This window comes from Chryseobacterium suipulveris (assembly GCF_022811685.1).
Classification (GTDB): domain Bacteria; phylum Bacteroidota; class Bacteroidia; order Flavobacteriales; family Weeksellaceae; genus Kaistella; species Kaistella suipulveris.
The window spans coordinates 999,828-1,014,699 of record NZ_CP094532.1 but is presented as its reverse complement, the minus strand read 5'-3'; the positions used below and the strand labels follow the sequence as shown (position 1 = coordinate 1,014,699).

Genomic DNA, 14,872 nt, shown 5'->3' with positions numbered 1-14,872 from the left:
TAAATCAAAGTTAAGAATAATGGCAAAACTCACTTCACGTGCAGAAGATTACAGTAAATGGTATAACGAATTGGTAGTTAAGGCTGACTTGGCGGAAAATTCCGGAGTTCGCGGATGTATGGTGATCAAACCTTACGGTTACGCAATCTGGGAAAAGATGCGGGACGAAATGGATAAGAAATTTAAGGAAACAGGTCATGAGAACGCCTACTTCCCGATCTTCATCCCGAAAAGCTACTTTGAAGCAGAAGAACAAAACGCTGAAGGATTTGCGAAAGAGTGCGCCGTAGTCACCCATTACCGACTAAAAGCAGATCCCGATAATCCCAAGAAACTGATTGTCGATCCTGAAGCAAAGCTGGAAGAGGAACTCATTGTGCGTCCAACTTCCGAAGCAATTATATGGAGTACCTATAAAAACTGGATCCAGTCCTACAGAGATCTACCAATCCTCATCAATCAGTGGGCAAATGTTGTACGTTGGGAAATGAGAACCCGCTTATTTCTAAGAACCGCCGAATTTTTATGGCAGGAAGGTCACACCGCACACGCCACAAAACAGGAAGCTATCGAGGAAACCGAGCAAATGCTGGAAGTTTACGCAGACTTCGCCGAAAACTTTATGGCGATTCCAGTAATTAAAGGAATCAAAACTCCATCTGAAAGGTTCGCGGGAGCTGACGAAACCTACTGTATCGAAGCATTGATGCAGGACGGGAAAGCTTTGCAGGCAGGAACCTCTCACTTCCTCGGACAAAATTTCGCAAAAGCTTTCGACGTGAAATTCACCAACAAAGAAGGAAAAATAGAACACGCATGGGCGACTTCATGGGGAACTTCCACGCGATTGATGGGTGCGCTGATCATGACGCATTCCGATGATTTGGGATTGGTATTGCCTCCTTCTCTCGCACCGATTCAGGTGGTGATTGTCCCAATATTCAAAGGAGAAGAACAGTTGAAGCAAATCGATGAAGTAGCTTTCGACATCCAGAAAAAACTCAGGGCTAAAGGAATTTCCGTAAAGTACGACAACAACGATCAAAATAAGCCGGGCTGGAAATTTGCCGAATACGAATTAAAAGGTGTCCCTGTAAGAATCGCAATGGGAGCAAGAGATCTGGAGAACAAAACGGTAGAAATTGCGCGACGCGATAATTTGACCAAAGAAGTTCAGCCAATAGAAAACATCGACACCTATATTGAGGAACTTTTGAAAACCATTCAAAAAGATATTTTCAACAAAGCGCTGAATTACCGGGATTCCCATATCACGAAAGTGGATTCCTACGATGAATTCAAAAAAGTTCTTGAAGAAAAAGGTGGATTTATCTCCGCACATTGGGACGGAACCGCCGAAGAGGAAGAACAGATCAAAAACGAAACTAAAGCGACAATCCGCTGCATTCCATTGGAAAACCAGTTGGAAGACGGTGTTTCAATGATTACAGGAAAACCTTCGAAACAGAGAGTAATTTTCGCAAAAGCGTACTAATCGCTTAATAATTACAATATTGCATAAAAGTTAATATTTTTATAAAGTCTTTTCATTTCCAAAGATTGGATTGAATTTTGCTACATTTGATGAAGTTAAATTTAAAAATAAACTATTATGTCATTAAACGTTATTGATCTGATCAAAGGACAATTGGGTCCTGCATTGGTTTCGCAAGCAGCTACTCATTTAGGTGAGAGCGAATCAGGAATCTCTAAAGCCATTAGCGGATTACTTCCTGCAGTTGTGGGTGGTTTAGCAAATAATGCCGATAAGCCGGAAGTTCTCGATGCAATTACAGGAGCTGCTTCTAGCGGACTTCTTGGCAATCTGTTAGGAGGTTCTTCTAACAATTCTTTGATTGCGACAGTTTTGTCGGCAATTTTCGGTGACAAAGTTGGTGGACTTGTAAACGCAATTTCAACTTTCTCTGGAGTAAGCAATTCTTCATCAAATTCTTTGCTGAATATAGTTACAGGTGCTGCTTTGGGATCTCTTGGAAAGTATTCTGCCGACAATAACCTTGGAGCAGCTGGATTAACAAGCTTGCTTAGTGATCAAAAAGGAATCGTTTCCACATTGCTTCCAGCAGGTCTTTCGCTTGCTTCTCTTGGATTAGGAAATTGGGGAGGTTCCGCTGATGCCGAAAAGGTAAAAGTGACTTCTTACGACCAGCCAAAAGTGGAAGTAAACAGAGGTGGAAGTACTCACGTAAACGTTGACAGAAATGACAACAACGGAGGCGGTTCAATCTGGAAGTGGTTATTGCCATTGCTTCTTCTCGCCCTTGCTGCATGGTTCCTGTGGAAACAGTGCAATAAACCAGCAGACTCAGAAACAACAACTACTGATTCTACTGCAGTAATGACTGATACTGCTGCTGTTAATGTACCAGCCGATACAATTGCCGTTGCAACCGGTACTACCACTAAAACCGATTCTGAAATCGATCTTAACGGAACTAAACTGAAAGGTTACGCCGGCGGAATGGAAGAAAGAATGATTTCTTTCCTTAAGTCAGGAGGTTACACCAACGCTGCTGACGACGCTGCATTGAAAGATGCTTGGTACGATTTCGATAAAGTGAACTTCAAAATGGGATCTTCTACCGAGCTTGAAGCAGGTTCTCAGGAGCAGCTTGACAACCTTGTTGCAATCTTGAAAGCATTCCCAGATGCAAAAGTTAAAATCGGTGGTTACACTGATAAAACTGGAAACGAAGACGCAAACGTAAAACTTTCTCAGGCAAGAGCTGACTTCATCAAAGCTGCTTTAGGAAAAGCTGGAGTTGGTGCTCAAGTTCTTGGAGCCGAAGGTTACGGAAGCAAATTCGCCACAGTTGATGCTTCTGCTTCTGACGCTGAAAGAGCAGTTGATAGAAAAATGGCTGTAAGATTCTCAAAGTAACAAAATCATTTTTTTGATTAATTGGATTAGAGACTGTCACAAAAGACAGTCTCTTTTTTTTTAATTTCCTTTTTACAATTTCCAGAAAAATCATTTACTTAATAATAGATTTCGACTAATTTAATTATTATTTTTCTGATTGTTTCTATTAAAATGTTAAATATTGGTTAACACCCTGAAAATAAGTTGGTCAGGTTATTTTTTTTGCTACCTTTGGCGTCCAAAATTTTTTATAGAACAAATGAAAAAACTCACCACACTTTTGCTTGGTTTTATGTTTTCGGTAATACTTGCTCAAGCTCCTGCCGGTTATTACAATGGAACCGAAGGTTTAAGCGGAGCTGCTTTGAAAACCAAACTCAGCTCAATTATTACCGCTGGTCATACCGATAAAGGTTATGACGGGCTTTACAATGGTTACCCAACAACAGACTCCGATCATTTCTATGAAAATGACAACTCTGTTTTAGATATGTATTCTGAAAATCCTAACGGAACAGACCCCTATACATACCGACATGGAATAAAAAAGTGCGGAAACTATAGTATTGAGGGAGACTGCTACAACAGAGAGCACGTTATACCCCAAAGCTTCTTTAATTCCAGAGCGCCGATGGTATCCGACATCCACCATGTACGTCCAACTGACGGCAAAGTTAACGGCATGAGAAGCAATTATCCTTACGGAGCTGTTGCAAACCCTGCTTTTACCTCAAGAAACGGAACTAAAGTTGGACCAAGCGTTTCTCCGGGTTACAGTGGAACAGTTTGCGAACCGATCAATGAATTCAAAGGAGATATCGCAAGAATGATTTTCTACTTTGTTACAAGGTATGAATCGCAGCTTTCTGGGTTTTCAACAGGAAATATGTTGGGTGGGTCTGCTTTTCCAGGTCTTCAAACGTGGGAAAGAGATGTGCTTTTATCTTGGGCAGCACAGGATCCAGTCTCTCCTTCGGAAATTGAAAGAAATAATGCGGCTTTCGCCTTCCAAAAAAACAGAAACCCTTTCATCGACCACCCAGAATGGGTTAACCAAATTTGGGGAGCACCGGTTACCGATACACAAGCTCCTACTGCTCCTACAAACTTAGCTGTTGTTTCAACCTCGACGGCTTCAGCTAATCTGACCTGGACTGCTTCAACCGACAATATCGCTGTAACTTCATATAAGATCTATGCGGACGGAATTTACAAAACAAGCTCTACTTCAACTTCTGCAACGGTTTCCGGATTAAATCAAGGTACCACTTATACTTTCTACGTCGTTGCAACGGATGGCGCAGGAAATATTTCGCCGCAAAGTAATACAGCTACAGGAACAACATTAACCGACAATATCGCTCCTACCGCTCCAACAAATCTTTCTATCGTTTCCGTAGGTACGAACAATATTGAAATACAGTGGAATGCATCAACCGATAATATCGGAGTTGCTTCTTACGATGTGTATGTAAATGGAGCACTAATGGGATCAGCAGGAACTACCACAACGAATATTGCAAACCTGAACCCTACAACAACGTATACGATCTATGTAGTTGCAAAAGACGCAGTAGGTAACGTTTCACAGCAAAGTAACAGTGTAACTGCAACAACTTTGGCAGTAGGAACAACTTGTGGAGACGAGCATTTCGATAATCTGCAGGTAGTTGCAAATGTGTACTCCACATACAATTGGGTAAGTAATGGAATCTCTTGGACTTCTGAAGATTCTAGAACCGATGAAACGATCAACGGAAAAGCACTAACAATAAGAAATGGTTCTTTAACTGCGCTGTCTGTACCAAACGGTATTGGTGAGCTAAAAGTGACCACTCAATTAAAATATTCCGGAAGTGCGGGAACCCTGAAACTTTTCGTTAATGATGTCGACACAGGAAAAACCATTCCATATGGAGCTCAAGGATCTGCGCCGATCACAACAACTGTAACAGGAATCAACGTGGCCGGAACTGTAGAAATACGTCTTCAACAAAACGGAGCAACCACCAATAGAGTAGCAATTGACGATATTACATGGACTTGCTACGTTCCAACCGCTGCAGTAGGCGAAACTGGGGCTAAAAATCAGATTTCTATTTACCCAAATCCTGTGAAAAATGGTGAGTTAAATATCTCCGGCAAAGATTTGGAAAAAGTAGAAGTTGCTTATATTTTCGACTTCACCGGAAAACTGGTACAGTCTGTTGGGAATCCTTTTAAGACTTCAAATAAAATCAATTTGAAAAACCTGCCTAAAGGAGTCTATATCCTGAAAGCAGGTACAGCAACCGCAAAATTTATCGTTGAATAATCCTCAGACAAAATAGAAGAAAGCCGTCTCAATATTTGATGTCGGCTTTTTTTAGCTTTGTATTGGAAACCTACAATTACATCTCAACGTTTTGTATCTCATCTCAAACATCTTCGAGATTCAAGTTGACTTTGCTTCAAAAACATTTCACTCAATTTTGTTATGATGCTTCCTTCTTCCTCACAAAAAAAGCCGCCCCAGAAACAGGGACAGCTTTAGAATTAGTATTAAGCATGTTTATTTTTTAACAAATCTTCTGGAGGTAATATTTCCTTCTTTATCTGTTAATTGGATCACATAGGAACCTGCAGGTAAGTTTTTGGTATTGATCACATTACCATCTACAGAAAGTGGGATCATTTTTCCGTCCATACTGTAAACCTGTACAGAAGCTGGATTCATTCCTTTCACGTTAAGTACGTCTTTGGTCGGGTTAGGATAAAGCTGAATATTGCTTATTACCTGAGTATTGTCCGTAGCTAAAGTCACCTGTGAAATCTCTAACTGATATCCTGTTGTCTGTGGTGCTGGAAAGGTCGAAATCACAATATAATAAGTTGTACCTGCTGTAACAGCCAAGTTGTTGATATTTCTCACAGTTGAACCAGAGTTTGCAACACCCGCAATACACGCAGTTCCAACACTTGCGCATGAGTTGTAAACGAAAATACCTGACCAAGTTGCTGTAGGAGTCATTTTAATATTGATTTGACCATCAGAAGTTGGGGTATATGCGTAAAACACATCGTTCCCATTCAAATAACTACTAGAGCTTCCACAGCCTGTAGCTCCCGGAGTTCCATCGATAAGATCTCCGTAATTTGCAGTATCGTCCGTAGTTGTATATGGTAGCGTAGTAACCTGAATTGGATTACTGCAAGCAAATCCAACAGGAGCATTTACAGTAAGGACTCCACTTACATTATTGGTTCCGTCCCATGCACCACCTCCTCCAGCATTGTAACCACCGTAGTAGTAAACCCCACCGCTATAATTATATCTCATCGCGTAATAATACGTTCCAGGAGCAGTGATTGATGTACCCAGATTCGCCATATACTCATCATTATTCCCAACATTTACATTGAATGTAGCAGGAATCCAGTTTGTCCAAGTTGAAGGGTCTGTATTGGTTGTACTGTAACCAACCCAAGCGTTGATCCCAGCTCCTGCACCTGCAGGTTCGGTAACTCCCGCTTTATAGACTTGTCCGTAAACTTCATAATTACCGCCCATAGTAATTGTTCCTGAAGCTGGCCACTGCAGATTTCCCCAGTCAACTGTTAGCGCGGTAAAGCCCTGCTCTATCTTAATGTTGTCAAAGTAAACATACCAGTCACCAGCAGTTCTAGCATTGTTAAATCTAATCTTAAACGAACTTCCAGCCGCAATTGTTCCAGCAGTTAGTGAAATTGACTTATTTGCACAACTTGTGGAAACTACGTGATTAGAGTCATTGATAACCAAGATGTTATTCCATGACGCTCCATCGTCCGTAGAATACTGTACGGTAATAGAGCCCCATCCTGCAGGAGTCGCAGTACCTGGCGGAGTGCTCGCTCCGGTAAAGTTGATGACTTTGTAATCAAATGATACATTGATCGCCTCTCCGTTTGTGTTTGTAAAATTAGGGCTCACTAAAGTAGATGCTGCTGCTGAACCCCATAGATTAGCGCGTACTGAATTTCCAGAACAAGTATTTATACTGGTTACGGAGCTGCTAGCACCTGTTTGAGTCCAACCGGTTGGCATCGTTGTTGACCCGTCAAAATTGGTCACAGAATTAATCTGTGCGGATGCCCATGCTCCAGTTAATAGCATGAAAATCCCGAGATAAAGTTTTTTCATAATAAAATTATTTAATGTTCGTGTATAAAGTTAATAATTTTTTGTTACAAAAAAACTTTCATTACATAAAATTTAAAATTTGATCATTTCTAAAAAATCTTAACGCCTGTCTAAATATTACTTTTTTTCATTAACAAATTAATTATCAGTTCAATATATCGAAAATCATCCAAATACTTGCAAAACAGCTTATTCACAAGGATTGAAATTTACGGCAACCACGAACATGAAAACAGCTCCGGAAAATACAGTTGCAAAATAAAATCAAAAAATACTTAAAATTAGGTAATAAATATATCCTTAACGAAATTTAAATTTGTTGCTATGTGATGAATATTAATTTAATGAAATGAAAAAATTACTCTCTACTTTATTGATTTTTGGTTGTTTGGCCATTCTGTACTCACAAAATATACAGTTCACCGACCAGGTTTTGAAGGCAAAGCTCCTGCAATCCTCTCCCGACAATATGATTGCAACCAATACCTCGGGAACTTTTTTTGCAATTGATGCTGACGGCGACGGCGAAATCAGCTTTACAGAAGCGGCTCTTGTGCAAGGTTTACGGATGGATTATGCTCAGATTATGAGTATTTCAGATCTACAAAACTTTCCGAATTTGGTGCTGTTGCATGTGGGAAACAACTCACTCACCTCGCTTAACTTAACCGGATTCACAAAACTCGAAGAACTGCGATGCAACTGGACCCACTGGTCACCGCCGATGTTTCGGCGGCAGTAAACCTCACCACCCTGCACATGACCAACAACAATATCTCTGTGCTAAATATTGCTAGTAACACGAAGCTGAAAACGCTTAATCTCAACACTACCTCCCTGCATCAGCTTGACCTCAGCAATAATCCACTATTGGAATATTTTGCTGCTTCTTATACAATGATTTCTTCGCTGGACTTTACCAACAACCCGAAACTCATCTCGGTAATTGCCAACAACGGCGAGTTCGACAGCATGATATTCGGCAACCATCCCGACCTGCAGAGCATCAAGGTGAATAATAATGCGCTGACTTCCGTTAACCTCAGTTCAATAAACTCATTGACGTCACTTGACATCAGCTACAACAGCTTAACTGAATTAGACGCATCAAAAAACTACATCCTCAACAACCTTCTTTTGACGGGAAACCCGCTAGAATATCTCAACATCAAGAACGGGCACAATATCACGCAGGGTCCCCTGAACTTCATTAATTACCAAGACACCAACATCCAGGTGATTTGCGCCAATGAAGATGAAATTGCAGGAATAGTACTGCTTAACCTTAATTATGGATATTCGGGAGTTGTGATAACTTCCTACTGCTCCTTCGAGCCGGGTGGCAACAATTCGTTCATCACGGGTACCGTAAAATATGATGATGAAGCAGATGGTTGCGATGCGGGAGACGCTGGAGTAAAGTTCACAGAACTTAAAATCAGTGATGGAACCTCCTCCAACTATTATTATACAGATATTAACGGAAACTTCAACAACGCGGTACCGCAAGGAAATTATACGGTAACCCCTACCTTTTCCCATCAGTACTACACCGTTTCTCCACTGAGCTTTTCGGTGAATTTTCCGACAGACCCAAATCCTTTTGTTCAGAACATCTGCATTGCTCCAGTTGGAAATATCTCAGACCTGAAAGTGACATTAATTCCGTGGGGACAGGTCACTCCAGGATCTTACCAATGCTACGATCTCTATATCGAAAACCAGGGAGTAAACACATTGAGCGGAACGATGAAGCTTAATTATGACGGCGAACATGTAAACTTCCACATCTCCAATCCTGTCGAAGACAACTTTACATTAGGAGAAGTTACATGGACCTACGCCAATCTGAAACCATTTGAAAAGAGACTGTATCGACTTGGATTCAGCTTTAATGATGAAGATTCGCCATACGGAAGTCCGCTTTATCCCGGAGATTTCGTAACTTTCACGGTAACCGCGCCTGTTGCAGATGATGCTACACCTGAAGACAACACTTTCACCCTGGTTCAAGAAGTGTTTGCAGGTCGCTTGCCGATGAGTACAACGTGCCTCCAGGGAAATACCGTGGGAGCAGAGTACATCGGTAATGATGTGCATTATCAGGTGGGATTCGAAAATACTTCAGCTACATCCGCTCAAAATATCATCATTAAAAACGTGATCGATGCCAGCAAATTTAACGTGAACAGTTTCGTTCCGCTGTATAGCAATTATGATTACGACGTGCAGGTGACAAACGGCAATGTAGTGGAGTTTATCTTTGAAAATATCAACCTGCCGCCCAACGAAGAAGGATTTGTATCATTCAAAATCAAGACTTTACCTACGCTTCAACCGGGCGACACTTTCCAGAACCGCGCAGATGTATTTCTTGGATTCAACCAGCAAGCAGTCGCCACGAATACTTTTACCACATCAATTATTGCTTTGAACACAGAAGATCAGGCAATTACAGAGAAGGAACTGACTGTTTACCCAAATCCGACAGACGACGTTCTGAAGTTGAAAACAAAACACGCGATTTATTCGGTAGAAGTATTTGACCTCGTGGGCAAATTGCTGATGAAAGTGGATACCGGAAAATCAATCGAGTCCATCGATGTTCGAAACTTAACCGCCGGAACCTATTTTATTAAAACTAAAACAAAGCAGGGAGTTTTCACTTCAAAATTTATCAAAAAATAGTTGATTTTTAATGTTTCTTAATCCGTTTCCCGCTATGGGAAGCGGATTTTTTTTGCAATGGTTGATGGAGGTTCTCACTTTATGAAAGGTATTCTTTCTTGATTGGAATATTATTTCCTACTTTTAAACCCTTAAATTTACTTCAGAAAAAAAATGAAATTCAACCTGAAATCTGATGAAGATGACGAAAGACCAGTCTTTATAACTGGAAACTTTAATAAATGGGATCCGAGAGACGCAGCATTTGAAATGGCAGCAGCAGGTGATAAGCTCTATTCGATAGAAATCGCCGATGAAAAGCTTCCCGAGAATATCGAGTACAAGTTCACACGAGGCGGTTGGGAAAATGTAGAAATCGACCGCTTTGGAAACATCACGCCCAACAGAAAAGCCAATAAATCCGATGGCAAAACTGACGATATCGTCGAAAGATGGAGGGTTAACTGGGGACCTTTTAAGAAAGAGTTTTTCCCAATGGTAGAAATTATTTCGGAAAAGTTCTTCATCCCCCAACTCAACAAAACCCGAAAGATTTGGGCACTGCTTCCCTATAACTACAACCAAACTGATAAGAGCTATCCCGTTCTTTATCTGCACGACGCACAAAATCTTTTCAATGAAGGTTCTGCCTACGGAAACTGGGAAATCGATAAAAAAATGTCGATCCTCGCGGAATACGGAAGAGGCGACGTGATCATCATCGCCATCGAAAATGGGAGCGACGACCGAATCAAGGAATACGTTCTCGACTACAATTCGATTACGGAAAATGCAGAAGGTAAAAAATACATCCGTTTTCTTGCCGACACGCTGAAACCTTATGTAGACTCGGTTTACAGAACGAAACCAGAACGGGAGTTTACCGGAATCGGCGGAAGTTCTTTAGGCGGATTGATCAGCATTTACAGTGGCTTCCTTTATCCGGAGGTGTATTCCAAGTTGATGATTTTTTCTCCATCGCTTTGGGTGAATCCCGAAAACAATTTCCCGCAGATGAATTTCAAGAATCCGTACAATATCAAAGTCTATATGTACGGCGGCGAACAGGAGGGCTCACAAATGACCGAAAGGATAGAGCTGTTCGAGCAAACGATGGAAGGTTGGGAAGATTCTCACTCGCTGCAGTTTGATTTCAAGATCAGCATCAATCCCGAAGGGAAACACCAGGAATTCTACTGGTCGCAGGAATTTCCGAGAGCGATGGAATGGCTGTACTACGACACCACCGAAGATCCGAAAGAGCTGGCAAAAAAAGCCGAACTCATCCGCAACGAAACCAGCGAAATATAAAACTAAAAAAACCGAAGCAAAATTCGCCTCGGTTCTTTTATCCTTAATTTAAATTATTCCGTTTCCGTTCCGGGAATTTTCACCGCAAGTTCATACACATTACCACGCATCAGAAATTTGATTCTTTCGCGGGTGGTTACTGTATTTACCTGGTCATTTTTCACGATGATAATTCGGTCTCCAGGAGCGATATTTTGGTCACCGAGCCAATCCTCGGGAGCAACATCGTTCTCCTTTTTCTTCATCTCCTCAAGAATGAGTTCCGACATTTCCTGAAATTTCGGATCGTCGGAATAAAGCACCTGATATTCAGGATCGAGTCCGACTCTGAACGTTCTTTTGTCGGCAATCAGGTTTCCATCAGAGTTAGGCATCGGGTTATCTGAACCGTCGGTAAAGCCCACTTCGAGCATTTCACCGTTTCTTTCGGCAGCATAATTTTTCGCGTCTTCGAAAGTTTCAAAATTCGTGACCACCGTGTAGTCGTCATAAGCAAACTTGTGCAGTTTTCTAGAATTGTCCATAATAATATTTTTTTGGTGTTGATTTATTAATTTATCGCTGTGTGCATTCAGCTCATAATTTATATCTAATAATCAGGTTCATATCTTTGTATATCATCGCTAAACGAAGTGCCTTGGTTTAACTTAAAAATATGAGGTCCTTTTTTTAAATATTCTTTGCGATCCTTGCGAGAAAAAAACCTCGCAAAGCCAGACAAAGACATCTTAATTTCTTTACTCCAAATTCAGGATAGACAAAGGCGCTATCGCTCATTAAAGACATACAAAGATCTAAATGCAAAGTATCTTTTACTTATCTTGCTTTGCTTCAATTTCTTCTTTTACCTCATGCCATTCGTTGTCTTTCAGGTTGGCTTCCAATTTTTCTGATTTCAAGCTTTGCCTTAAATATCCGAACAAACTCATATAGACATTCGCCACAAAAACCACTGCGAAAAAGGAAATCAGATAACCGCGCCAATCATCGTAAAGCAGCTTGAATTCTGTAATGATGATGAAAAATGCCGTTACATAATGACTGAAACAGTATTCGCAGGTGAAGAGGTAGAAGAATTTTCTTTCCAACAGCTTCCTGCATTCCTTCGATTTCTTCACGCAGAACTCCCTTGGTTCCTTGAAAATTTCTTCGTGTGTAACTGTCCACGCAATACACGCAACCGGCACTGCCATTAAAAATAGCTGAATGATCTGCTGAGAAAGCGGCTCCATAGTTTCTTTATTTTTCTCCGACAAAAGTAATGCCACCGAAAAGTTTTGGTGTTTAATTTGTATATTTCGTCTTCAAAAAAAATCTTACAATATGTCGCAGGAATGTTGCAGTCACGAACCGAAAACCGCAGAAAAGCCGGATTCCCACATTCACGACGAGCATGATGGACACGATCATTCCCACGATCACGACGCGGATTTTACGTTTCAGCTTTTCTTGATTCCGATAACTTCATTTGTTCTTCTGATGGCAGGAATCGCTTTGGATTATGTCGTAAAGCCGGATTGGTTCAATGGCTGGATTCGCTTATTTTTTTATCTGATTTGCTACATTCCCGTTGGATTTCCAGTGTTGAAAGACGCGTGGAAAAGTATCTTGCACAGCGATTTTTTTTCAGAATTTTTTTTGATGGGCATCGCCACAATCGGTGCATTTGCAATTGGCGAATATCCGGAAGCGGTCGCCGTGATGCTGTTTTATTCCGTGGGAGAAGTTTTTCAGTCGATGGCGGTACAGAAGGCAAAATCCAATATCAAAAACCTGCTCGATCAACGACCCGAAGAAATCACCATCATTGAAAACAATATCCCAAAAACCATTAATCCTAAAAATGCCGAAATCGGACAAGTCATCCAGCTGAAACCTGGTGAAAAATTAGCTTTGGACGGGAAACTTCTTTCAGAGAGCGGCTCATTTAATACTTCAGCTTTAACGGGCGAAAGTAAACCTTCATCGAAGAAATCCGGCGAAACTGTTTTGGCGGGAATGATCAATCTGAATACGGTTTCTTTGGTAAAAATCAATACCGCTTATCAGGATTCCAAGTTGTCGAGAATTTTGGAGTTGGTGCAAAACGCGACCTCTCAAAAAGCAAAAACCGAACTCTTCATCCGAAAATTTGCAAAAGTCTATACGCCTATCGTAGTGTTTCTGGCGATTGGTATTACGCTTCTGCCCTACTTTTTTGTGGAACATTACGAATTCCGAAACTGGCTTTACCGCGCACTCATCTTTCTCGTGATTTCGTGTCCGTGTGCATTGGTGATTTCGATTCCGCTTGGTTACTTTGGGGGAATTGGGGCAGGAAGCAGAAACGGAATTCTTTTTAAAGGCAGCAATTTTCTCGATATTTTGGCGAATGTAAAAAATGTCGTGGTCGATAAAACAGGAACCATGACAGAAGGCGTTTTCAGCGTACAGCAAGCGTTTATTGAAAAGGAATTTAACAAAGATCAAATCCTGAAATATTTGAATGTGCTTGAAAGTAAGTCAACACATCCGATCGCCACTGCAATCCATGAATTCGTGGGCGAAGTTGATCATGCCTTAAAAATTGAAAATGTGGAAGAAATTCCAGGTCACGGTTTGAAGGGAAATATTGGCGGCAAAGAAATCCTTGCCGGGAATTTCAAACTGATGGATCGTTTCGGAATCATTTACACAGCCAAACATACGGAAGTATCAGAAACCTTAATCGCTATCGCCGTTGACAATAAATTTGCGGGTTACCTCACCATTTCCGACCGCATCAAGGACGATTCCGCATTTACAATTTCAGAACTAAAGAAACTCGGCGTAAAAACCACGATGCTGAGTGGCGACAAAACGAGCGTAGTAAAAGAAGTCGCCAAAAAAGTGGGAATTGACAATGCATTCGGGGAATTGCTTCCAGAAGATAAAGTCGAAAAAGTAAAAGAAATCAAGGCAACGAACGAAACCGTTGCTTTCGTCGGCGACGGAGTGAACGATGCTCCAGTTGTAGCGTTAAGCGACGTCGGAATCGCGATGGGCGGATTGGGAAGCGACGCCACCATCGAAACTGCCGATGTCGTCATTCAGGATGACCGACCGTCGAAAATTCCGATGGCGATAAAAATCGGAAGAGCAACCAAAAAAATCGTGTGGCAAAATATCGGATTGGCATTTGGCGTGAAAGCGGTGGTACTGATTCTCGGCGCAGGAGGTTTGGCGACGATGTGGGAAGCGGTTTTCGCAGATGTGGGAGTTGCGCTTTTGGCAATTCTGAATGCGGTTAGGATTCAGAGAATGAGATTTGCGTAAGAAGGAAGTCCGAGGTCCGAAGTACGAAGTACGAATTACGAATATCGAATAACGAAGCTTTCAATCGCTTAACGAATCTCTATCTCAAACACTTTTCTTTAATAATAACTGAATTTTGAGAAACTTCGCGAGAGTTCAACCTTTCAGTATCGACGAATCCTTCAAGGATTTGAAAAATAAAATCTTCAAAAACCACCAAATCATTAACTTTGAAAAAAATCCAGAAATGACCGAAGCACAACACCTTTTCGAAGAACTCCTCAACACCATTCCTCTCGCAACTCCCGGAAAGATGTTCGGCGCGAATGCCATCAAAATGCCCAACGGAAAAGCGGTCGCGTTCTTCAAAAACGGTATATTGATTGTAAAAATCAGCGGGGAAACTTTAGCGGAAGCAGAAAAACTTTCCGGTGTAAAACCCTTTTCCCCAAAGGAAGGTTATGTGATGAACGGTTGGATTGAAATCCCTTTCGAACACAAAAACTCCTGGAAAAAATACGCTGAAATTTCCTGCGCAGAAGTTGCGAAACTGGAAGCGAACAAAAAGAAATAAC

At 41.3% G+C, this 14,872-nt stretch carries 11 protein-coding genes; 8 read left to right on the top strand and 3 right to left on the bottom strand.

Features of this window, described 5'->3' with window-relative positions; translation table 11 throughout:
- Positions 1-19 precede the first annotated feature (19 nt).
- From proS to MTP09_RS04740, 3 genes are all read left to right on the top strand, one after another.
- On the top strand, positions 20-1,495 hold the full coding sequence (gene proS / locus MTP09_RS04750; protein WP_243550865.1) for a proline--tRNA ligase: 1,476 nt from the start codon (positions 20-22) through the stop codon (positions 1,493-1,495).
- Between the two features lie 117 nt (positions 1,496-1,612).
- Positions 1,613-2,902 (top strand): OmpA family protein, encoded by a 1,290-nt coding sequence (locus MTP09_RS04745; protein ID WP_243550864.1) that lies wholly within the window; start codon positions 1,613-1,615, stop codon positions 2,900-2,902.
- A gap of 241 nt (positions 2,903-3,143) precedes the next feature.
- Positions 3,144-5,198: an endonuclease gene (locus tag MTP09_RS04740; protein WP_243550862.1), complete on the top strand. Its 2,055-nt coding sequence runs from the start codon at positions 3,144-3,146 to the stop codon at positions 5,196-5,198.
- A gap of 237 nt (positions 5,199-5,435) precedes the next feature.
- Here the strand turns inward: MTP09_RS04740 and MTP09_RS04735 are convergent, their stop codons facing one another.
- A complete protein-coding gene (locus tag MTP09_RS04735) occupies positions 5,436-7,046 on the bottom strand; it encodes a T9SS type A sorting domain-containing protein (RefSeq protein WP_243550861.1) in 1,611 nt (536 codons plus the stop codon).
- A gap of 349 nt (positions 7,047-7,395) precedes the next feature.
- On the opposite strand from MTP09_RS04735, the gene MTP09_RS04730 reads away from it, so the two are divergent.
- The 3 genes from MTP09_RS04730 (at position 7,396) to MTP09_RS04720 (ending at position 11,024) form a co-directional block, all read left to right on the top strand.
- Complete coding sequence (locus MTP09_RS04730; RefSeq protein WP_243550859.1) at positions 7,396-7,788, top strand: protein phosphatase 1 regulatory subunit 42; 393 nt, start codon at positions 7,396-7,398, stop codon at positions 7,786-7,788.
- Entirely contained in the window at positions 7,743-9,734 is a 1,992-nt protein-coding gene (locus MTP09_RS04725) for a DUF7619 domain-containing protein (protein WP_243550858.1), read from the top strand. Before MTP09_RS04730 ends, MTP09_RS04725 begins: the two co-directional genes overlap by 46 nt.
- Positions 9,735-9,887: 153 nt before the next feature.
- Positions 9,888-11,024: an alpha/beta hydrolase gene (locus tag MTP09_RS04720; RefSeq protein ID WP_243550857.1), complete on the top strand. Its 1,137-nt coding sequence runs from the start codon at positions 9,888-9,890 to the stop codon at positions 11,022-11,024.
- Positions 11,025-11,077: 53 nt separating this feature from the next.
- Here MTP09_RS04720 and MTP09_RS04715 read toward each other — a convergent pair whose 3' ends face one another.
- Positions 11,078-11,548 (bottom strand): hypothetical protein, encoded by a 471-nt coding sequence (locus tag MTP09_RS04715; RefSeq protein ID WP_243550855.1) that lies wholly within the window; start codon positions 11,546-11,548, stop codon positions 11,078-11,080.
- A 288-nt stretch (positions 11,549-11,836) separates the two neighbouring features.
- The gene (locus tag MTP09_RS04710; RefSeq protein ID WP_243550853.1) at positions 11,837-12,256 is read right to left on the bottom strand and encodes a hypothetical protein; all 420 of its coding nucleotides are present in this window, start codon (positions 12,254-12,256) and stop codon (positions 11,837-11,839) included.
- 91 nt (positions 12,257-12,347) lie between these two features.
- On the opposite strand from MTP09_RS04710, the gene MTP09_RS04705 reads away from it, so the two are divergent.
- Together MTP09_RS04705 and MTP09_RS04700 are read left to right on the top strand one after the other, a co-directional pair.
- Positions 12,348-14,318, top strand: coding sequence for a heavy metal translocating P-type ATPase (locus MTP09_RS04705; protein WP_243550852.1), 1,971 nt, complete (start codon positions 12,348-12,350; stop codon positions 14,316-14,318).
- Positions 14,319-14,433: 115 nt separating this feature from the next.
- Positions 14,434-14,871 carry a hypothetical protein gene (locus MTP09_RS04700; protein ID WP_243550851.1) on the top strand — a complete coding sequence of 146 codons (438 nt, stop codon included), beginning with the start codon at positions 14,434-14,436 and terminating at the stop codon, positions 14,869-14,871.
- The last annotated feature ends 1 nt before the right edge of the window (position 14,872 follow it).